This is a genomic window from Stenotrophomonas sp. (assembly GCF_059505245.1).
Genome location: NZ_JCACKF010000025.1, coordinates 1 through 21,517, shown reverse-complemented (window position 1 = coordinate 21,517; position 21,517 = coordinate 1). Strand labels below are relative to the sequence as shown.

Annotated in this window: 16 protein-coding genes; 12 read left to right on the top strand and 4 right to left on the bottom strand. The window is 67.5% G+C overall.

Annotated features, from left to right (window positions below; all coding sequences use genetic code 11):
• Positions 1 to 17: 17 nt before the first annotated feature.
• From prpC to pbpC, 8 genes are all read left to right on the top strand, one after another.
• The gene (prpC, locus tag AC5JLE_RS10675) at positions 18 to 1,175 is read left to right on the top strand and encodes a bifunctional 2-methylcitrate synthase/citrate synthase (protein WP_005418357.1); all 1,158 of its coding nucleotides are present in this window, start codon (positions 18 to 20) and stop codon (positions 1,173 to 1,175) included.
• 97 nt (positions 1,176 to 1,272) lie between these two features.
• Positions 1,273 to 3,891: a Fe/S-dependent 2-methylisocitrate dehydratase AcnD gene (gene acnD / locus AC5JLE_RS10670; protein ID WP_241884296.1), complete on the top strand. Its 2,619-nt coding sequence runs from the start codon at positions 1,273 to 1,275 to the stop codon at positions 3,889 to 3,891.
• Positions 3,892 to 3,990: 99 nt separating this feature from the next.
• Positions 3,991 to 4,248, top strand: coding sequence for a type II toxin-antitoxin system ParD family antitoxin (locus AC5JLE_RS10665; protein ID WP_032957090.1), 258 nt, complete (start codon positions 3,991 to 3,993; stop codon positions 4,246 to 4,248).
• Positions 4,235 to 4,522, top strand: coding sequence for a type II toxin-antitoxin system RelE/ParE family toxin (locus tag AC5JLE_RS10660; protein ID WP_236636205.1), 288 nt, complete (start codon positions 4,235 to 4,237; stop codon positions 4,520 to 4,522). Before AC5JLE_RS10665 ends, AC5JLE_RS10660 begins: the two co-directional genes overlap by 14 nt.
• A 60-nt stretch (positions 4,523 to 4,582) precedes the next feature.
• Entirely contained in the window at positions 4,583 to 5,761 is a 1,179-nt protein-coding gene (prpF, locus tag AC5JLE_RS10655) for a 2-methylaconitate cis-trans isomerase PrpF (RefSeq protein WP_032957093.1), read from the top strand.
• 146 nt (positions 5,762 to 5,907) lie between these two features.
• Positions 5,908 to 7,368: a bifunctional 2-methylcitrate dehydratase/aconitate hydratase gene (locus AC5JLE_RS10650; protein WP_014648039.1), complete on the top strand. Its 1,461-nt coding sequence runs from the start codon at positions 5,908 to 5,910 to the stop codon at positions 7,366 to 7,368.
• A 230-nt stretch (positions 7,369 to 7,598) separates the two neighbouring features.
• Positions 7,599 to 12,506 carry an alpha-2-macroglobulin family protein gene (locus AC5JLE_RS10645; RefSeq protein ID WP_197557166.1) on the top strand — a complete coding sequence of 1,636 codons (4,908 nt, stop codon included), beginning with the start codon at positions 7,599 to 7,601 and terminating at the stop codon, positions 12,504 to 12,506.
• 49 nt (positions 12,507 to 12,555) lie between these two features.
• Positions 12,556 to 14,937: a penicillin-binding protein 1C gene (gene pbpC, locus AC5JLE_RS10640; RefSeq protein WP_241884299.1), complete on the top strand. Its 2,382-nt coding sequence runs from the start codon at positions 12,556 to 12,558 to the stop codon at positions 14,935 to 14,937.
• 117 nt (positions 14,938 to 15,054) lie between these two features.
• Here pbpC and AC5JLE_RS10635 read toward each other — a convergent pair whose 3' ends face one another.
• Complete coding sequence (locus tag AC5JLE_RS10635; RefSeq protein WP_014648036.1) at positions 15,055 to 15,630, bottom strand: ferritin-like domain-containing protein; 576 nt, start codon at positions 15,628 to 15,630, stop codon at positions 15,055 to 15,057.
• Positions 15,631 to 15,659: 29 nt separating this feature from the next.
• Positions 15,660 to 16,142 carry a peroxiredoxin gene (locus AC5JLE_RS10630; protein WP_142235294.1) on the bottom strand — a complete coding sequence of 161 codons (483 nt, stop codon included), beginning with the start codon at positions 16,140 to 16,142 and terminating at the stop codon, positions 15,660 to 15,662.
• Positions 16,143 to 16,403: 261 nt separating this feature from the next.
• Here AC5JLE_RS10630 and AC5JLE_RS10625 point away from each other — a divergent pair, with 261 nt between their 5' ends.
• Positions 16,404 to 17,291 (top strand): DnaJ C-terminal domain-containing protein, encoded by an 888-nt coding sequence (locus AC5JLE_RS10625; protein ID WP_032957103.1) that lies wholly within the window; start codon positions 16,404 to 16,406, stop codon positions 17,289 to 17,291.
• A gap of 88 nt (positions 17,292 to 17,379) precedes the next feature.
• Here AC5JLE_RS10625 and pilH read toward each other — a convergent pair whose 3' ends face one another.
• Positions 17,380 to 17,751, bottom strand: coding sequence for a twitching motility response regulator PilH (gene pilH, locus AC5JLE_RS10620; protein WP_014648033.1), 372 nt, complete (start codon positions 17,749 to 17,751; stop codon positions 17,380 to 17,382).
• Between the two features lie 88 nt (positions 17,752 to 17,839).
• Positions 17,840 to 18,835 (bottom strand): YhdH/YhfP family quinone oxidoreductase, encoded by a 996-nt coding sequence (locus AC5JLE_RS10615; RefSeq protein ID WP_164110757.1) that lies wholly within the window; start codon positions 18,833 to 18,835, stop codon positions 17,840 to 17,842.
• Positions 18,836 to 18,988: 153 nt separating this feature from the next.
• Between AC5JLE_RS10615 and hflK the strand changes: the two genes are divergently transcribed.
• The 3 genes from hflK to AC5JLE_RS10600 all read left to right on the top strand — a co-directional run bounded on the left by hflK (position 18,989) and on the right by AC5JLE_RS10600 (position 21,235).
• The gene (gene hflK, locus AC5JLE_RS10610) at positions 18,989 to 20,122 is read left to right on the top strand and encodes an FtsH protease activity modulator HflK (RefSeq protein WP_005418335.1); all 1,134 of its coding nucleotides are present in this window, start codon (positions 18,989 to 18,991) and stop codon (positions 20,120 to 20,122) included.
• Positions 20,119 to 20,982, top strand: a complete 864-nt coding sequence (gene hflC, locus AC5JLE_RS10605) for a protease modulator HflC (protein WP_014648031.1) — start codon at positions 20,119 to 20,121, stop codon at positions 20,980 to 20,982. The genes hflK and hflC overlap by 4 nt, the downstream gene beginning before the upstream one ends.
• Before the next feature lie 67 nt (positions 20,983 to 21,049).
• Positions 21,050 to 21,235, top strand: coding sequence for a DUF2065 domain-containing protein (locus tag AC5JLE_RS10600; protein ID WP_005414170.1), 186 nt, complete (start codon positions 21,050 to 21,052; stop codon positions 21,233 to 21,235).
• The last annotated feature ends 282 nt before the right edge of the window (positions 21,236 to 21,517 follow it).

Here is a 21,517-nt window from a genome sequence, read left to right as displayed (position 1 = left end):
AAGTTTCGGAGGGAAACATGAACGATACGACCGCAACCCCGACCTTCAAGCCGAAGAAGTCCGTCGCCCTGTCCGGCACCGCGGCCGGCAACACCGCGCTGTGCAGCGTGGGCCGCAGCGGCAACGACCTGCACTACCGCGGCTATGACATCCTGGACCTGGCCAACACCAGCGAGTTCGAGGAAATCGCCTACCTGCTGGTGCACGGCAAGCTGCCGACCCGCGCCGAGCTGGTTTCGTACAAGGCCAAGCTGAAGTCGCTGCGTGGGATCCCCGCCGCGGTGAAGGCCGCGCTGGAAGAGCTGCCGCCGTCGGCGCACCCGATGGACGTGATGCGCACCGGCGTGTCCGTGCTCGGCTGCGTGGCACCGGAGAAGGACGACCACAACCACCCGGGCGCGCGCGACATCGCCGACAAGCTGATGGCCTGCCTCGGTTCGATGCTGCTGTACTGGTACCACTGGAGCCACAACGGCCGCGCCATCGATGTGGAAACCGACGATGATTCGATCGGCGGCCACTTCCTGCACCTGCTGCATGGCGAAAAGCCGCAGGATTCGTGGGTGAAGGCGATGCACACCTCGCTGATCCTGTACGCCGAGCACGAGTTCAACGCCTCGACCTTCACCTGCCGTGTCATCGCCGGTACCGGCAGCGACATGTACAGCGCGATCTGCGGTGGCATCGGTGCGCTGCGTGGCCCGAAGCATGGCGGCGCCAACGAAGTGGCGTTCGAAGTGCAGAAGCGCTACGACAACCCGGATGAGGCCGAGGAGGACATCAAGGCGCGCGTCGAGCGCAAGGAAGTGGTGATCGGTTTCGGCCACCCGGTCTATACCGTCTCCGATCCGCGCAACAAGGTGATCAAGGACGTGGCCCGCGAGCTGTCCGAGGAACAGTCGAGCATGAAGATGTACGACATCGCCGAGCGCCTGGAGTCGGTGATGTGGGACATCAAGAAGATGTTCCCGAACCTGGACTGGTTCAGTGCGGTCAGCTACCACATGATGGGCGTGCCGACCGCGATGTTCACCCCGCTGTTCGTGATCGCGCGCACCGCCGGCTGGAGCGCGCACATCATCGAGCAGCGCATCGACGGCAAGATCATCCGCCCGAGCGCCAATTACATCGGTCCGGAAGACCGCGACTTCGTTGCCATCGACAAGCGGGTCTGATCCCCCTGCTGTACCCATCCGGCCGGCCGCATGCCGGCCGGGTGCTTTCGCCGCCGCACCGCCGGCACCCGGCCCGCCCCAAGCACTCCGCCAGCCCATGAATACCGATTACCGCAAGAACCTCCCCGGCAGCGCGCTGGACTATTTCGACGCGCGCGCCGCTGTCGATGCGATCCAGCCCGGCGCCTATGCCACCCTGCCGTACACCTCGCGCGTGCTGGCCGAGAACCTGGTGCGCCGCTGCGATCCGGCCACGCTCGGCGATTCGCTGAAGCAGCTGATCGAGCGCCGTCGCGACCTCGACTTCCCGTGGTTCCCGGCACGCGTGGTGTGCCACGACATCCTCGGCCAGACCGCGCTGGTGGACCTGGCCGGCCTGCGTGATGCGATCGCCGACAAGGGCGGCGACCCGGCCAAGGTCAATCCGGTGGTGCCGGTGCAGTTGATCGTCGATCACTCGCTGGCGGTGGAATGCGGTGGCTACGATCCGCAGGCATTCGAGAAGAACCGTGCCATCGAGGATCGCCGCAACGAAGACCGTTTCCACTTCATCGACTGGACCAAGCAGGCGTTCCAGAACGTGGACGTGATTCCGCCGGGCAACGGCATCATGCACCAGATCAACCTGGAGAAGATGTCGCCGGTGATCTACGTGCAGGACGGCGTAGCCTTCCCGGATACCTGCGTGGGCACCGACAGCCACACCCCGCACGTGGACGCGCTGGGCGTGATCGCGATTGGTGTTGGCGGCCTGGAAGCGGAGAACGTGATGCTGGGCCGCGCGTCGTGGATGCGCCTGCCGGATATCATCGGCGTCGAGCTGACCGGCAGGCCGCAGCCGGGCATCACCGCCACCGACGTGGTGCTGGCACTGACCGAGTTCCTGCGCAAGGAACGCGTGGTGGGTGCGTATCTTGAATTCTTCGGCGAGGGGGCGTCGGCACTGACCATCGGTGACCGCGCCACCATCTCCAACATGTGCCCCGAATACGGCGCCACCGCCGCGATGTTCTATATCGACGGGCAGACCATCGATTACCTGCGCCTGACCGGCCGCGAGGAATCGCAGGTGGCGCTGGTGGAGAACTATGCGCGCACCACCGGCCTGTGGGCCGATGACCTGGCCACCGCGCAGTACGAGCGCGTGCTGCGCTTCGACTTGTCCAGCGTGGTGCGCAACATGGCTGGCCCGTCCAACCCGCACAAGCGCGTGGCCACTGCCGAGCTGGCCGAGCGCGGCATCGCCGACAAAGCCAAGCTGGCAGCGGGCAGGGCCGAGCAGGCGCAGGGCCTGATGCCCGACGGCGCGGTGATCATCGCCGCCATCACCAGCTGCACCAACACCTCCAACCCGCGCAACGTGATCGCTGCCGCACTGCTGGCGCGCAAGGCCAACGAACGTGGCCTGCTGCGCAAGCCGTGGGTGAAGTCGTCGCTGGCGCCGGGCTCGAAGGCGGTGCAGCTGTACCTGGAAGAATCCGGCCTGCTGCCGGACCTGGAAAAGCTCGGCTTCGGCATCGTCGCCTTCGCCTGCACCACCTGCAACGGCATGAGCGGCGCGCTGGATCCGGCCATCCAGCAGGAGATCATCGATCGCGACCTGTACGCCACGGCCGTGCTGTCGGGCAACCGCAACTTCGATGGCCGCATCCACCCGTATGCGAAGCAGGCCTTCCTGGCGTCGCCGCCGCTGGTGATCGCCTATGCCATCGCCGGCACCGTGCGCTTCGATATCGAGAAGGACGTGCTGGGCCTGGATGCCGATGGCAACGAGGTGCGCCTGAAGGACATCTGGCCGAGCGATGCCGAGATCGACGCGGTGGTGAAGGCCTCGGTGAAGCCCGAGCAGTTCCGCCGCGTCTACAACCCGATGTTCAACGTGCGCGTGGAGCATGGCGCGGCGGTCAGCCCGCTGTACGACTGGCGCCCGCAGAGCACCTACATCCGCCGTCCGCCGTACTGGGAGGGCGCACTGGCCGGTGAGCGCACACTGTCGGGCATGCGTGCGCTGGCGGTGCTGCCGGACAACATCACCACCGACCACCTGTCGCCGTCCAACGCGATCCTGGCGTCCAGTGCCGCCGGCGAATACCTGGCGAAGATGGGCCTGCCGGAAGAGGACTTCAATTCCTACGCCACCCACCGCGGTGACCACCTGACCGCACAGCGCGCCACCTTCGCCAACCCGAAGCTGTTCAATGAAATGGTGCGCAACGACGATGGCAGCGTGAAGCAGGGTTCGCTGGCGCGCGTGGAGCCGGAAGGCAAGGTGATGCGCATGTGGGAAGCGATCGAGACCTACATGGAGCGCAAGCAGCCGCTGATCATCATCGCCGGTGCCGACTATGGCCAGGGCAGCTCGCGTGACTGGGCCGCCAAGGGCGTGCGCCTGGCCGGTGTGGAAGCGATCGTGGCCGAAGGCTTCGAACGCATCCACCGCACCAACCTGATCGGCATGGGCGTGCTGCCGCTGGAGTTCAAGCCGGGCACCACCCGCCTGACCCTGGGCATCGACGGTACCGAGACCTTCGACGTGATCGGCGAGCGCACCCCGCGCGCCGACCTGACCCTGGTCATCCACCGCCGCGACGGGCAGGACGTGATCGTGCCAGTGACCTGCCGCCTGGACAGCGACGAGGAAGTGGCGATCTACGAAGCCGGTGGCGTGCTGCAGCGCTTCGCCCAGGATTTCCTGGAAGGCGCCAGGGTGGCGTGATACCGGCCTGAATGCCTGCCCCCGGAGGCCGGGGGCGGCTTGTCCGACACCCGGGCAGGGCGCACACTGACTTGGCAAAAACTGCCAATGGAGAGTCTCATGGCCACCATGAACATTTCGCTGACCGACCCGCTCAAGCAGTTCGTGGACGAGGAAGTGCGTGAAGGCGGCTACTCCAGTACGTCGGACTACGTGCGTGACCTGATCCGCCAGCGCCAGCGCAGCAAGGCCGAAGAGCTGCTCAAGCAGTTGATAGCCGAGGGGCTGGCTTCTGGTCCAGGCGTCGCGGTGACGGCCGACACATTCGAGCGCATGCGTCGCGAACTGACCGAAAGGATGGAGCGTGAAGGCGATTGAATGGCGGCCAAGGGCCGAAGCCGACGCAGCCGATGCCGCACTGTGGTTTGCACGGCAGGGTGGGCTGGTACTGGGTCGGCGCTTTCTCGCCGAGTTGGAGGCCACGCTTCAACGCATCGCCGTGTTTCCAGGCTCGGGTTCCACCCGGCACGCCGACCTCGCAGCACAGCTGCCGGTGCCGTTGCGGTTCATGCTGGTTCCGGGCTTCGAACGCTACCTCGTCTATTACCTCGATCTACCGGACCGCGTGGACATCATGCGTGTGGTGCGTTGATCGTGGTCTTGACGCACTGATGCAAGACATTTCCTGAAATTCAAACGCGTGGATTCGACGATGACCTTCCTCCCGCAACTCCGTATTCCCGCCACCTACATGCGCGGCGGCACCAGCAAGGGCGTGTTCTTCCGCCTGCAGGACCTGCCCGAAGCCGCTCAGGTGCCGGGCGCCGCGCGCGATGCGCTGCTGATGCGCGTGATCGGCTCGCCCGATCCGTATGGCAAGCAGACCGACGGCATGGGCGGTGCCACCTCCAGCACCAGCAAGTGCGTGATCATCTCCACCGCCTCGGTGCCGGACCACGATGTGGACTACCTGTACGGCCAGGTCTCGATCGACACCGCCTTCGTCGATTGGAGCGGCAACTGCGGCAACCTCAGTACGGCAGTGGGTCCGTTCGCGATCGCCAATGGGCTGATCGATCCGGCCCGGGTGCCGCGCGATGGCCTGTGCACCGTGCGCATCTGGCAGGCCAACATCGGCAAGACCATCATCGCCCACGTGCCGATGCGCGATGGCGAAGTGCAGGAGATCGGCGATTTCGAGCTGGATGGCGTGACCTTCCCGGCCGCCGAGATCCAGCTGGAGTTCATCGATCCGTCCGATGACGGCGATGCGGGCGCGATGTTCCCGACCGGCAACCTGGTCGACACCTTGGACGTGCCGGGCGTCGGCAGTTTTGAGGTGACCATGATCACCGCCGGCATTCCGACCATCTTCCTCAATGCGGCCGACCTGGGCTACACCGGCACCGAACTGCAGCCTGCGATCAACGAGGACAAGGGGGCGCTGGAGCGCTTCGAGAAGATCCGCGCCTACGGCGCCTTGCGCATGGGTCTGATCAGGAACCTGGAAGATGCGGCCACCCGCCAGCACACGCCGAAGGTGGCCTTCGTGGCGCCGGCACAGGACTACGTGTCCTCCAGCGGCAAGGCCATTCCGGCCTCGGCCATCGACCTGCACGCGCGGGCGTTGTCGATGGGCAAGCTGCACCACGCGATGATGGGCACCGCCGCCGTGGCGATCGGCACGGCGGCGGCGATTCCGGGCACGCTGGTCAATCGCGCGGCCGGTGGTGGTGAACGCGAAGCGGTGACCTTCGGCCACCCTTCCGGCACGCTGCGCGTGGGTGCGCAGGCCGGCCTTGTTGACGGCCAGTGGACAGTGACCAAGGCCATCATGAGCCGCAGCGCCCGCGTATTGATGGAAGGCAAGGTGCGGGTGCCGGCCGAATAACCAGCCGGTCGGCGCTGGCATCACATGCTTCGGTAGATGCCAACCTTGGTTGGCATGGCATTGGCACCGCCCGGGCAACGTCCAGCGCCAACCAAGGTTGGCGACTACCGGGAGGCGCGGCCTGAGCTCTGAAGAGGAGATCGACGATGTCTGACAGCCACACCCCATCCAACGAGCGTGCAGCGTGGGATGCGCTGCTGGTGGACATCGTCGATTACGTACGCGACGCGCGCATCGACTCCCCCCTGGCCTTCCAGACCGCGCACTACTGCCTGCTCGACACGCTGGGCTGCGGGTTGGAAGCGCTGTCCTTCCCGGCCTGCAGCAAGCTGCTCGGTCCGCTGGTGCCGGGTATCAGCGTGGTCAACGGGGCGCGCGTGCCGGGTACGCACTACGTGCTGGACCCGGTGCAGGCCGCCTTCAACCTGGGCGCGATGGTGCGCTGGCTGGATTTCAACGACACCTGGCTGGCCGCCGAATGGGGCCACCCGTCGGACAATCTGGGCGGCATCCTGTCTGTCTGCGATTGGCTGGGGCGCAACGCGCAGGCCCTGCATCGCCCAGCGCCGACCCTGCATGACGTGCTGCTGGCGATGATCAAGGCACACGAGATCCAGGGCGTGCTGGCCCTGCAGAATTCCTTCAACCGGGTCGGGCTGGACCACGTGGTGCTGGTCAAGGTGGCCACCACCGCCGTGGTTGCGCAGCTGCTCGGCCTGGATCGCGAACGCATGCTCAATGCACTGTCGCTGGCCTGGGTCGATGGCCAGGCGCTGCGCACCTACCGGCACGCGCCCAACACCGGCTCGCGCAAGAGCTGGGCGGCCGGCGATGCGACCAGCCGTGGCGTGCGCCTGGCGCTGATGGCGGCCAGTGGCGAGATGGGCTATCCCAGTGTGTTGAGCGCGCCGACCTGGGGTTTTGAAGCGGTATCGATGCAGGGCAAGGCGCTGACGCTGGAGCGACCGCTGGGCAGCTACGTGATGGAAAACGTGCTGTTCAAGATCAGCTACCCGGCCGAGTTCCATGGCCAGACCGCGGTGGAGGCGGCGATCACGCTGCATCAGCAGCTGCGCGCGATGGGGCGTCGGGTCGAGGACATCGCGCACATCGCCATCCGCACCCAGGAAGCCTGCATCCGCATCATCGACAAGCAGGGGCCGCTGCACAACCCGGCCGACCGCGACCACTGCGTGCAGTACATGGTCGCCATCGCGCTGCTGCATGGGCGGCTGGTGGCCCAGGACTACGAGGACGACGTTGCCGCCGACCCGCGCATCGACGCACTACGCGCGAAGATGGCCTGTCATGAGGACCCGCAGCTCAGCGCCGACTACCTGGACCCGGACAAGCGCAGCATCGCCAACGGCCTGAGCGTGCGCTTCAGCGACGGCACTGAGCTGCCCGAGGTGCTGGTGGAATACCCGCTGGGCCACGCGCGCCGACGTGAGGAGGGCATTCCGTTGCTGATGGACAAGTTCCGCCGGCACCTGGCCCATCGCTTCCCGACCACCCAGCAGCAGCGCATCCTGGCCGCATCGCTGGATCCGGTGGCGCTGGCGGCGATGCCGGTGACCGACTATGTGGACCTGTACCTGCCGGGGTAGGGGACGCTTCACCGGATCTGATACCACGCCTGCTTGCCGGGCACATGGCTCGATCCGCTTTGGTAGGTGCCAACCTTGGTTGGCATGGGCCCAATGCCAACCAAGGTTGGCGGCTACCGAGACTGCCGGCCAGCGGCCGGCACTACCCGCGCCTGGGGCAATTGCCGGATTTGCGTCAACACCTTGACGCGGCCTGCCTATAATGGCCGCCTCGATCAAGGAGTGACGACATGAGCGGTCCGGCACGGCGGAAGCGGTGGGGATGGGCGGCGGCCGTACTGGCAGGAGGCCTGTTGCTGGGGCTGGCCGGCTGCCGCAATGACAGCGGGCAGCTGCCCAAGGCCAGTGGTGAAGCCATCACCACCAAGGCCGAGCAGGTGAAGGAATTCACCCTGCTGCGTGCGTACCCGGACCAGAAGAATGACGGCCTGTCGCTGGCGCTGGAGTTCTCGCGCCCGCTGGTCGGCACCCAGGATTTCGACAAACTGGTTCGCTTCGAAGAGAAGGTCGGCACCGAGGACAGCAGCTGGACCCTGTCCGATGACGGCCTGACCCTGCGTTACCCGTTCGTCGAGGCCGGCAAGGAGTTCAGCCTGGTGGTCTCGCCGGACCTGCTGGCCGCCGACGGCAGCCGGCTGGGCAAGGAACTGAAGCAGAAGGTGTTCAGCGGCGAGCTGAAGCCGGTGGTCGGTTTCGCCTCGCAGGGCAGCGTGCTGCCGGCCAAGGACAGCCGCGGCCTGCCGGTGGTCTCGGTGAACGTGCCGGAGGTCGACGTCGAGTTCCTGCGCGTGCGCGAGAAGGACCTGCCGACCTTCTTCAGCCAGTACCAGCGCGGCGGCCGCCGTGGCAGCTGGGAGCTCAGCAGCGACTACGAGCGCAGCCCGATCAACAAGCTGGCCGAGCCGGTCTACGTCAACCGCTTCATCCTGGGTGGCAAACAGAACGAGCGGGTGCTGACCTACCTGCCGACCCAGGACATCAAGGAACTGCAGGAGCCGGGCCTGTACTTCGCCCTGCTCAAGCGCACCGGTGACTACGAGGGCGAGTTCGATACCGCGTTCTTCTCGGTCAGCGACATCGGCCTGCATACCCGTGCCTACAAGGACAAGCTGTTCGTGCACACCGCCGGCCTCAAGGACGGTGCGCCGCTGAAGGGCATCGACCTGCGCGTGCTCGACGCCAAGGGTGAGGTGGTGCTGAAGGGCAGCACCGACGGCAACGGCAATGCGCTGCTGAACTACACCCTGGATGCCACCCACGTGCTGGTCGCCAGCAGTGGCAAGGACACCAGCTTCCTGCCGTTCAACCAGCCGGCGCTGGACCTGAGTGAGTTCGCCGTGGCCGGTCGTGACAACGCCTGGTTCGACGTCTACGCCTGGTCCGGCCGCGACCTGTACCGCCCGGGCGAGACCGTGCGCCTGTCCGCGCTGCTGCGCGACAACGACGGCAAGCCGGTCAAGGCACAACCGGTGTTCCTGCGCCTGAAGCAGCCCGACGGCAAGACCTTCCGCGAGACCCGCCTGCAGCCGGGCGACCAGGGCTACATCAACTTCGAGCAGGTGATCCCCGCCGAGGCGCCGACCGGGCGCTGGCAGGTCGAGTTCCGCACCGACCCGGCCAGCAAGGAAGCGATCCAGGGCATGACCCTGCGCATCGAGGAGTTCCTGCCCGAGCGCATGAAGCTGGACCTGGACAGCGCGCAGAAGACGCTGAAGCCGGGCGAGGACCTGCGCCTGCAGGCCAACGGCGCCTATCTGTACGGCGCGCCGGCCGATGGCAACCGCTTCACTGCGCGCATGGCGGTGGCTGCCGAGCAGAAGCCGGTGGAGGGCCTGCCGGGCTATTTCTTCGGTGACCCGACCCTGCAGCTGCCGCGCGAGGCCAAGGACGTGATCGATACCACGCTGCCGGCCAATGGCCAGCTGCGTGAGGATGTGGCGTTGCCGGAAGAGGCGGCCAAGGCCAAGGCACCGATCGCCGTGGTGTTGTCCGGCAGCCTGTATGAAACCGGTGGCCGCACGGTCACCCGTACCCTGAAGCGGGTGATGTGGCCGGCCAACGCGCTGGTCGGCGTGCGGCCGCTGTTCAACCCCGACGATGGTGCTGATTCCAACGGCAACGCACGCTTCGAACTGATGCGCGTGGATGCCGCCGGCACACCGCAGCCAGCCAAGGGCCTGAAGATCACCCTGGTACGGGAACTGCGCGACTACCACTGGACCTTCAACGACAACCGCTGGGATTACGATTTCACCCGCCGTTTCGAGAACAAGGAAACCCGCACCGTCGATTCCGGCAGCAGTGCGGTTGCCTTTGATTTCCCGGTGGAGTGGGGCGAGTACCGGGTGGACGTGTTCGATCCGTCCACCGGACTGACCAGCCGCTACCCGTTCCGTGCGGGCTGGAGCTGGGGCGATGACAACCGTGGCCTGGATGCACGCCCGGACAAGGTCAAGCTGGGCTTGGACAAGACCGGCTACAAGGCCGGTGACACCCTGGAAGTGACGGTGACCCCGCCGCACGCCGGCAAGGGCATCCTGATGGTCGAGACCGACCGCATGCTGTATGTGCAGGACATCGAGGCCAAGCCGGGCTCGACCTTCAAGATCCCGGTCACCGCCGACTGGGAACGCCACGACGTCTACATCACCGCGCTGGTGTTCCGCGGCGGCAGTGCGCCGAGCAAGATCACCCCGGCCCGCGCCGTGGGCGTGGTGCATGTGCCGATGGACCGCAAGGGCCGAACCGTGGCCGTCGGCCTGGTCGCGCCCAAGCAGATGCGGCCGGAACAGGACCTGCCGGTAACGGTCAGCGCACCGCAGCTGGCCGGCAGGGCCGCGCACGTGACCGTCTCGGCGGTGGACGTGGGCATCCTCAACATCACCCGTTTCCCGGTGCCCGACGCCGGCGCGCACTTCTTCGCCCAGCGTCGCCTCGGTATCGATGCCTATGACATCTACAGCCGGGTGATCGAGAGCTTCGATGGTGGCAGCGGCAAGCTGAAGTTCGGCGGCGACATGGCGCTGCAGGCACTGCCGCAGGCCAAGCGCCCGACCGCGCGCGTGCAGACCGTGGACCTGTTCTCCGGCCCGGTGCAGCTCGATGCCAAGGGCAATGCCCGCATCCGCCTGAAGGTGCCGGACTTCAACGGCACCCTGCGCGTGTCCGCGCTGGTCTACAGCGATGACCAGTACGGCAAGCGTGACGTGGAAACCATCGTGCGCGCCCCGATCCTGGCCGAAGCCAGCATGCCGCGCGTGCTGGCCCCGGGCGACCGCAGCACCGTGACCCTGGACGTGCAGAACTTCACCGGCAAGCCGGGGCAGTTCAACGTCAAGGTGGAAAGCGAGGGCCCGCTGAACCTGGGTGAGGGCAGCCGCAGCGTGCAGTTGAATGCCGATGCCAAGACCACGCTGAGCTTCCCGTTGTCGGCTCGCGAGGGCCACAGCGTGGCCAAGGTGCGGGTGCGGGTGGACGGCAACGGCTTCAAGGCTGATCGCCGCTACGACCTGCCGGTGCGTGCGGCGTGGCCGCAGGTGCTGCGTTCGCAGGTGCGCACACTCGATCCGCTGGCCGCGGTCAGCCTCGACAACAGCCTGACCGATGGCCTGATGGCAGAGTCGGTGAATGCCCGCCTGCTGGTCAGCCCGCTGCCGCCGATCCCGTTCGCCAGTGCACTGCAGGGCGCGCTGAACTACCCGTATGGCTGTGCCGAGCAGACCACCAGCAAGGGCTATGCCGCGCTGATCCTGGACCAGGCGACGTCGTCGATGCTCGGTGCCGACGGCCTGGATGCCAAGACCCGTAGAGAGCGCATGGAAGGTGCGTTCGGTCGCCTGGCGTCGATGCAGGTGGCCAATGGCAACTTCTCGATGTGGGGTGACGACGGCTACGTCAATCCGTGGCTGACCCCGTACATCACCGAGTTCCTGCTTGATGCCAAGGACGCCGGCTTCGCCGTGCCCGACAACGTGCTGCAGAAGGCGCTCAACCGGCTCAGCGAGGATCTGCTGTCCGGCGGCAATCAGTTCTATGGCCAGGAGGATCGCGAGAAGCTGAAGTTCGCCAACCAGGCGTATTCGGGTTACGTGCTGGCCCGGGTCAACCGTGCACCGCTGGGTACCCTGCGCACGCTGTACGACAACGAGCGCAGCAAGGCGGTCGGTGGCCTGTCGCTGGTCCACCTGGGCGTGGCGCTGTCGCTGCAGGGTGATGCCAAGCGTGGCCAGGCCGCGCTGGCGGCGGCCTTCGCCAAGTCCAGCAGTGAACGTCCGTCGTACTTCGGCGACTACGGCAGTGCGATCCGTGATGACGCGCTGATGATCGCGCTGACCCACGAGAACAAGCTGGCCAAGCCCGCCTGGGATGCGCGTGCGGTGGATCTTGGCCGTGGCCTGGATGCGCGCCGCAATGCCGGCTGGATGTGGCTGAGCACGCAGGAACAGGTGGCGATTGCCCGCCTCGGCAAGGCCCTGGCCGCCAACCAGAAGGCGCTGGTGGCCGGTGAGCTGGTGATCGGTGGCAGCACCGAAGCCATCGGCGAGCGCAAGCTGTTCGGCCGCAACTTCAGCGCCAGTGAGCTGGCCAGCGGCGTGCGCTTCACCCCGCAGGGGCAGCCGCCGATGTTCGCCAGCATCGATGTGGCCGGCATCCCGCGCAGCGCACCGGCACCGGACAACAGCGTGCTGGGCGTCGAGCGCAGTTACTACGGCACCGATGGCAAGCCGTGGTCGCCGCGCCCGCTGAAGGAAGGCGAAGCACTGATCGTGCGCGTCACCGTCACCGCTGACACCACGATGCCCGATGCACTGCTGACCGACCTGCTGCCGGCGGGCCTGGAGATCGAGAACTTCAACCTGGGCGATGCCAAGCAGTGGGCCGACGTGGTGGTCGATGGCATCACCATCAGCGACCGTGGTGAGGCCGCCGACACCAAGCACGAGGAGTTCCGCGATGACCGCTATGTGGCCGCGCTGAAGCTCTCGCGTGGCAGCAAGGCCAACGTGTTCTACCTGGTACGCGCGGTGACGCCGGGAACCTACTCGGTGCCGCCGCCGCTGGTGGAGGACATGTACCGGCCGCAGCTGCGCGGCGTCGGCCGCAGCAACCCGACCACGATCACGGTGGTACAGCCGTGACCGCGCGGACGGGCCGCGACGGCGCGGCCCGTCCTGCCGGCAACCTGCAATGAACAACACGATGCCGATCTGGCTGGCGGCCCTGCGCCGCTGGCTGCAGCCGCTGTGGCCCTGGCTGCGCTGGGGTACGGCCGCCACGCTGGTGCTGCTGCTGGTGCTGGATTTCGCCTTCCCGCCACCGCTGCCGAAGCAGCGTGATACCAGCACCCTGGTGGTGGCTGCCGACGGCACGCCGCTGCGTGCATTCGCCGATGCCGAGGGCGTGTGGCGCTACCCGGCTTCGATCAACAGCGTCTCGCCGCTGTACCTGCAGGCGTTGCTGACCTATGAAGACCGCTGGTTCTGGCGGCATCCGGGCATCAACCCGCTGGCGATCCTGCGTGCCAGCGGCCAGCTGCTGCGTGGCGGCCGCATCGTTTCCGGTGGCTCGACCCTGACCATGCAGGTCGCCCGCATCCTCGATCCGCATACGCGCACGCCGTGGGGCAAGCTCAAGCAGATGCTGCGCGCGGTGCAGCTGGAAGTGCACCTGAGCAAGCAGCAGATCCTGGCCCTGTATCTGGAGCGCGCGCCCTACGGCGGCACCATCGAGGGGGTGGAAGCGGCCAGCTGGGCCTACCTGGGCAAGCCGGCGGCGCAGCTGTCGCATGCCGAGGCCGCGTTGCTGGCGGTGCTGCCGCAGGCGCCGAGCCGGCTGCGCCCGGACCGTCATCCGGAAGCGGCGCAGAAGGCGCGCGACAAGGTGCTGTCCCGCATGAACGAGCTGGGCGTGTGGACGGCGGACGAAGTGGAAGACGCGCGCATCGAGAACGTGGTGGCGCGCTCGCTGCGCCCGCCGCTGCACGCCGCGCTGCTGGCGCAGCGCCTGCACTCGGCGCATCCGGGCCAGGCACGCATCCAGAGCAGCATCGACATCGGCCTGCAGCGCACACTGGAAGAACGCGTGGCCAGCTATTTCTCGACGCTGCCTGAACGCACCTCGGCCGCCCTGCTGGTGGTCGACAACCAGACCCTGCAGGCGCGAGCCTATGTCGGCACGCTGGCGTTCGGTGACCGGCAGCGGCTGGGCCACGTGGACATGGTGCAGGCCTGGCGGTCGCCGGGCTCCACGCTCAAACCGTTCCTGTATGCCATGGCGCTGGACGATGGCCTGATCCACTCGGAAAGCCTGCTGGTCGATGCGCCGCAGAGTTTCGGCAGCTACCGCCCCGGCAACTTCGACATGGCTTTCAATGGGCCGATTGGTGCCTCCAGCGCGCTGCGGCTGTCACTCAACGTGCCCTCGGTGGACCTGCTGCAGCGGGTCGGTCCGGCGCGCTTCGCCGCACGCCTGTCGCACTCCGGCATCCAGTTGCGCTTCCCGCCGGGCAGTACACCCAATCTGTCGCTGATCCTGGGCGGCACCGGTGCGCGGCTGGAAGATCTGGTCGGTGCGTTCGCAGCGCTCAACCGCAACGGCATCGCCGGGCGCGTGCGCTACACCGATGACGAACCGATGATCGAGCGTCGCCTGGCCTCGCCGGGCGCCAGCTGGATCGTGCGCGAGATGCTGGAATCGAATCCGCGGCCGGGGTATAGCGTCGGGACGTTCGATGTCGGTGGCCGCCCGCGCGTGGCGTGGAAGACCGGCACCAGTTACGGGTACCGCGATGCGTGGGCGATCGGCAGCACCCGCCACTACACCGTGGGCGTGTGGGTGGGGCGGCCGGACGGTACCCCGTTGCCGGGCCAGTACGGCGCGGTGACCGCGCTGCCGCTGATGTTCGAGGTGGTGGACAGCCTGCCGCGCCAGCGCGGTGATTCAGCTGCTGCACCGATGCCGGCCAGTGTCAGCCAGGAGGACGTCTGCTGGCCCACCGGCGAACGTGCCGAGGGCCTGCCAGCGGCGCTGTGCCAGCGGCGGATGTCGGCCTATCTGCTGGACGGTGCGGCACCGCCGACCTTCCCCGAGCGCGAGGCGCGGCGCTGGCAGCCGGGGCGGCAGCGTTACCTGGCCGACGCGCGGACCGGTCTGCGTGTATCCGCTGATTGCCGTTTGCCGCATCAGGAAGTCACGCGGGAGATCGCGCGTTGGCCGGCGTTGTTGTCGCCGTGGCTGCCGAAGGCCACGCGCGAGGCTTCGCAGCTGCCGGCGCTGTCGCCGGACTGCCGCGACGACGGGCGTGAGGCCAGCGTCGCGCTGCACGTGGACGGGCTCAATGACGGCGCCACGCTGGCGCGCGCGCCGAATTCCGAGCACGGCGTGCGCCTGCAGCTGCGCGCGCTGGGCAGCGAGCAGGCGGTGGACTGGCTGCTGGATGGACGCTGGATTGCACAGACCCACGGCGCGCAGCTGATGCAGCGTGAGTTCGCCGATCCGGGCGCACACACCCTGACCGCGCTGGCAGCCGACGGCGCGTGGACGCAGGTGCGGTTCAACGTCCTGCGATAGGTGCTGGGAATGGCCCGTCTACCCGACGCATCCATGCTCTGGTAGGTGCCAACCTTGGTTGGCACGCGATAAATGCGCCCACCAAGGTGGGCATCTACCAAGGCGTTTGCGGGGCCGCTATTCCCCGATCCACCCGTCCAGCAGGTCGGCGAACTCGTCGGCGTGTTCTTCCTCCTGCGCCAGGATCTCTTCAAGGATGCGCTTGGTGGTGGTATCGCGGTCGCCGATGAAGTTGATCATCTCGCGGTAGCTGTCGATGGCGATCCGTTCAGCCACCAGGTTCTCGCGCACCATGTCGCGCAGGTCGCTGCCTTCCTTGTATTCGGCATGCGAGCGCGTGGTCAGCGTATCCGGGTTCAGATCCGGCTCGCCGCCAAGCTGGACGATGCGCTCGGCAAGCTTGCCGGCGTGCGCCTGTTCCTGCTGTGCATGCTCAAGGAACTCGGCCTTGACCGCGTCGGCCAGCATGCCCTTGGCCATGAAATAGTGCCGGTAGTAGCGCAGCACGCACACGTACTCGGTGGCGAGGGCATCGTTGAGCAGCTTGATCACCACCTTGCGGTCGGCGCTGTAGCTGTCGGTGATCGCGCCGTCTTCGATGTTGTGCCGGGCACGCTCGCGCAGGGTCTGACGGTCACTGATGCCGGGAATCCCGGCGGCGGGCTTGCTGGCTTTGGCTGGCTTGCTGGACATTGCTGGCCGTTTCCTTCTGCGGTGGGGAATCAGGTAGGCAGGTGCTCCAGCACGTACTCGGCGGAAGACACCTCGAACTGGCCCGGCTGCTCGATCCAGGCCGCACGCACCACGCCATCGACCACGTACAGCGCGAAGCGGCGCGAGCGCATGCCCATGCCCGAGGCGCTGGCATCCAGCTCCAGGCCGAGCGCGCGGGTCAGCTCGGCATTGCCGTCGGACAGCATCAGCAGGCCGTCGGGCACCTTCTGGTCGGCGGCCCAGGCTTTCATCACGAACGGGTCGTTGACCGCCATGCAGTAGACATCGATGCCGCGCTGGCGGAAGGCCTCGAATTTTTCGACGTAGCCGGGCAGGTGGCGGGCCGAGCAGGTGGGGGTGAACGCGCCGGGCACCGCAAACAGGACGACCTTGCGGGCGTCGAACAGCGAATGCGTATCAAGTGTTTCGATGCCCTCGCGGATGCGCTTGAGGGTCACTTCCGGAATGTGGTCGCCGACATGGATGGTCATGGGGAACTCCTTGCTGGGGCAGGCTAGTGGGCCGGATGGGACAGGGGCGTCAAGACATTGGAAAACCCGTGTGCAGGCCCCATCTTCAGGCGTTGCGGCGGGGGCTTCCAGCCACAGCCTGGGGCATCGGGATGGCAGCGGCATTGCGCAGGATCAGTCGGCCTCACCGGGGCCGCACGAGGGGCGGCGTAGCATCGCCGGCGCGTAGAATGAACCCGGGGCGGCGCCACCGGCGCGGCCGAAGCAGATCGAGGTAGCTGGATGGAATTCAAGGATTACTACGCCACCCTGGGGGTGGAACCGAGCGCGGGCGAGGCGGAGATCAAGACCGCCTACCGCCGGTTGGCACGCAAGTACCACCCGGACGTCAGCAAGGAGGCCGGGGCCGAAGACAAGTTCAAGGCGGTCAACGAGGCCTACGAGGCGCTGCGCGATCCGGAAAAGCGCGCAGCCTACGACCAGCTGCGCGCGCAGGGCTATCGCCCGGGCGAGGAGTTCAACGTGCCGCCGAACTACGGCGGCGCCGGCGGTTTCAATTTCGAGGAAGTATTCGGCGGTGGTGGCCCCAACGGCGGCTTCAGCGACTTCTTCGAAAGCCTGTTCGCGCGCCAGCGTGGCGGTGCCGGTCCGGGCCCGGGCTTCAGCAGCCAGGGCCACGCACCCAACCGCGACACCCGCGCCAAGCTGTCGGTCCCGCTGGAAGCGGCCTACAGCGGCGACAGCCTGCGCATCACCGTCAACGGCAAGCAGCTGGACGTGCGCGTGCCCAAGGGCATCCGTCCGGGCCAGGTGATCCGCCTGGCAGGGCAGGGCAACCATGGCGGCAACCTGCTGCTGGAAGTGGAGTACGCCGCGCATCCGCAGTTCGAGGTCGATGGCCGCAACATCCTCTATACGTTGCCGGTCACGCCCTGGCAGGCCGCGTTGGGCACCAGCATCAGCGTGCCGACCCTGGGCGGTGCGGTGGAGCTGAAGATCCCCGCCGACTCCGATGCCGGCCGCAAACTGCGCCTGCGTGGCCGCGGCCTGCCGGGCAGCCCGGACGGCGACCAGATCGTTGAAATCGAGATCGTGGCCCCGGCCGCGACCGACGAGGCGCAGAAGAAGGCCTACCGCAATCTGGCCAAGGCCTTCGGCGAGGCCATTTGAAGGTAGTGCCGGCCGCTGGCCGGCAACTTCATTGCCCTGGACGGTGATGCGTGGTTGCCGGCCAGCGGCCGGCACGACCACGCGCGTCTCAGCCCTGGCCGGCGAACACCCGCTCCAGCACCTCGGACAGCTCGTCTTCCGAGAACGGCTTGGTGATGTAGGCCTTGGCGCCCTGGCGCATGCCCCACATGCGATCGGTGTCCTGGTCCTTGGTGGTCACCAGGATCACCGGGATATGCCGGGTCGCCTCGTCGCGGGCGAGGGTACGGGTGGCCTGGAAGCCGTTGAGATTGGGCATCACCACGTCCATCAGGACCAGGTCGGGCAGCTCGGCCCTGGCGGTTTCGACCCCGGCGGCGCCATCGGTGGCGGTCAGGATCTGGTGCCCGAGCTTCTCGACGATGCGCTGTATCCCCAACAGCTGCGACGGTGAGTCGTCGACGATCAGAATGCGTGCCATGTTGTTCCCCATGTAATGCCCGCAGTGTAGTGCGGGCTCATTACCGGCGGGAGGGGGGCACCTGCCGTCCGTCGCCTGCCTGCGACGTTCAGTCGATCCGCACCACCGTGCGGCCCAGCGATCCACCCGCCAGCATCCGCTCGAACACTGCCAGCAGGCCATCAAGGCCGACCTCGGCGGTGCAGATGCGGTCCAGGTGCTGCGGCTTCCACTCACCGCCCAGGCGCGACCACACCTCTTCGCGCAGCCGGCGCGGCGCATTGGCCGAAGAGACGCCGAGCAGCGACACACCGCGCAGGATGAAGGGCATCACCGTCATGTCCAGCGTCGGGCTGGCCGCCAGGCCGGCGCTGACCACGCTGCCGTAGGGCACGGTCTGCGCCAGCAGGCTGGCGAGCATGGCGCCGCCGGCATTGTCCAGGCCCCCGCCGAAGCGCGCCGACTGCAGCGGGCCGGTGTCGGCCAGCGCCTCGCGCGGCAGCACCTCGCTGGCACCGATGTCGCGCAGGAAGTCGGTCTGGTCCGGCTTGCCACTGACCGCGTGCACGGTGTAGCCGGCACGGCTGAAGATCGACAGCGCCAGCGCACCGACGCCGCCGCTGGCGCCGGTGACCGCCAGCGGGCCGAGCTCCGGGGTCTGGCGGTTGTCCTGCATGCGCAGCAGCGCCAGCGCCGCCGTGAAGCCGGCGGTGCCCAGCACCATCGCCTCGCGCGGGCTCAGCCCGGCCGGCTGTGCAATCACCGCACGCGACTCCAGCCGCACATACTGGCTGTAGCCGCCGTCACGGGTCTCGCTGAGGCCGCAGCCGGTGGCCAGCACCGCGTCGCCTTCACGCCAGGCCGGGTCGGTGCTGGCGACCACGGTGCCGGCCACGTCGATGCCGCCGATCAGCGGGAAGCGGCGCAGGATCTTCCCCTTGCCGGTGCCGGCCAGGGCATCCTTGTAGTTGACCGAGGACCAGTGGGCGCGGATCAGCACCTGCCCGGGGTTGAGGTCGTCGACACCGAGCCGGGTCAGGCCGCTGCGATAGCCGGCGTCGTCGTTTTCGATGCGGAAGGCGGTGAACGGGGTGGTGGGGGCCATCGGCGTTGCCTGACTTCGAGGAAAACGCCACCTTACCCCGTCGTCGCCCTTTCGATCCTGCCGATCCGCCCCATCTTGTATGATCGGTAATGGTTTCACGGCTGGCGCCGCGGGAAGGGCCCGCGCCGCAGCCCACATCTTGATGGAGCGTGCATGGCCTGGAATACACCCGGCGGCAACAAGGGCGGACAAGGCCCCGAGGACAATCGACGCGGGCCGTTCGGGTCGCGCGGCGGTGGCAATGGTGGTGGCTGGGGCGGACTGCCCGGGCCGCTGAAGGACCTGTTCGACGGCGGCATCGTGCGTTGGGTGGTGGCGGCCGTGGTGCTGCTGGTGCTGTTCTCCAGCTTCCAGCTGATCGGTGAACAGCAGCGTGGCGTGGTCCTGCGCTTCGGCCAGTTCTCGCGCATCCTGCAGCCCGGCCCGAACTTCAAGCTGCCGTGGCCGATCGAGTCGGTCACCAAGGTCAACGCCACCGAGATCAAGACTTTCTCGATCCAGGTGCCGGTCCTGACCCGCGACGAGAACATCGTCAACGTCTCGCTGAACGTCCAGTACCGCATCGACGATCCGCAGCAGTACCTGTTCGGCACGGTCGATGCCAACCAGGTGCTGGAGCAGTCGGCGCAGAGCGCGGTGCGCGAGGAAGTCGGCCGCGCCGACCTCAATGCCGTGCTGAACAACCGTGGCCCGCTGGCCGTGGCCGCCGAGGAGCGCCTGCAGGCGCTGCTGAAGGCGTTCAAGACCGGCCTGACCGTGACCGGCCTGACCCTGCAGGACGCCCGTCCGCCGGAGGAAGTGAAGCCGGCCTTCGACGAGGTCAATGGTGCCCAGCAGGTCAAGGAACGCCTGATCAACGAAGCCCAGGCCTACGCCGCCAAGGTCGTGCCGGAAGCCCGAGGCCAGGCCTCGCGCGCCCGTACCACCGCCGAAGGCTACAAGCAGGCGGTGGTGTCCAAGGCCGAGGGTGACGCGCAGCGCTTCAGCCTGTTGCAGGCCCAGTACAAGGACGCGCCGGAAGTGACGCGCAAGCGCCTGTGGCTGGAGACCGTGCAGCAGGTGCTGAGCGAGAACCGCAAGGTGATCGGCGGCGATGGCCGCCAGCTGATCTACGTGCCGATGACCGGCGACACCCGTCCCACCACGTCGGCCCCGGCCGCAGTGGCAAACCCGGACGTGGTCATGCCGTCGCTGCCGGGCGCAGCGGTGGAAGCTTCCCGTGATCCGGGCCGGCCGGTGGGCCGCCCGACCGGGCGACCGAGCGGCCGTGAGGAGGGCAGCCGATGAAGAGTCCTATCTGGATCGCCGTGATCGTGGCGGTGGTGCTGGGCCTGCTCGGCTCGGTGTATGTGGTCCGTGAGGACCAGACCGCCATGGTGCTGAACCTGGGCAAGGTGGTGCGGTCGGACATCAAGCCAGGCCTGCACTTTAAGGTGCCGGTGGTGGAAACGGTGAAGGTTTTCGACCGCCGCTTCCAGGTGCTCGACACCGCGCCGGCGCGCTACTTCACCGCCGAGCAGAAGGACGTCAGCGTCGACTTCTTCGCCATCGGCTACATCTCCAACGTGGGTGACTACTTCCGTGCCACCGGCGGCGACCCGCGCGTGGCCAACGCCCGCCTGGCGCCGATCATCACCGATTCGCTGCGTAACCAGATCAACTCGCGCACCCTGCAGCAGCTGGTGTCCGGCGACCGCAGTGAGCTGATCGCCGAGCAGTTGAAGGGAATCAACGAGGCCGTGGCCGGCCTGGGCATGCAGATGATCGACCTGCGCATCAAGCAGGTGGACCTGCCCACCGACAGCCAGGTGATCAACGACGTGTACGAGCGCATGCGCGCCCAGCGCAAGCAGGAAGCCGCCAAGCTGCGCGCGGAAGGCGAGGAACAGTCGCTGACCATCCGCGCCCAGGCCGACCGTGACAGCACCGTGCTGATCGCCGAGGCCGAGCGCGATGCACAGCGCCTGCGCGGTGAGGGTGATGCGGAAGCCACCCGCATCTACGGCAAGGCCGGTTCGGCTGATCCGTCGTTCTACGCGTTCTACCGTAGCCTGGAGGCGTACCGCGGCTCCATGACCGACGGCAACGGCGTGATCGTGCTCGACAAGAACGACCCGTTCCTGCAGTACCTGAAGAACGACCGCTGAGGTCGCAGGGCATTACCCCACGGGGCCCGGCCAACTGCCGGGCCCCGTGCTTTTTCCGGAGTTCCCGATGAAAGATCTGTTCGCCGCCGTCTGCCTGGTCGCGGTGCTGGAAGGCCTGTTCCTGTTCGTCGCGCCGTTCGCCTGGAAGCGCATGGCCGAACGCCTGCTGGACCTGCCCAGCCCGGCCCTGCGCAGCTTCGGCGGACTGGTGCTGCTGGCCGGCCTGAGCCTGCTGTGGTGGGTGCGGCACTAGACGCCCCGGCGCGGCCGCCTGCGTCTACGTGCGTGGCCTGGCCTTGGTAGCTGCCAACCTTGGTTGGCATTGCCGGCCAGCGGCCGGCACTACCGGGCGGGGCAGTTGACCGACCGGCACCAGCGTGGCCAGGCTCTGGTAGCTGCCAACCTTGGTTGGCATTGCCGGCCAGCGGCCGGCACGACCGGGCGGGGCGGCTGACCGACCTGCACCTGCGTGGCCTGGCCCTGGTAGCTGCCAACCTTGGTTGGCATTGCCGGCCAGCGGCCGGCACGACCGGGC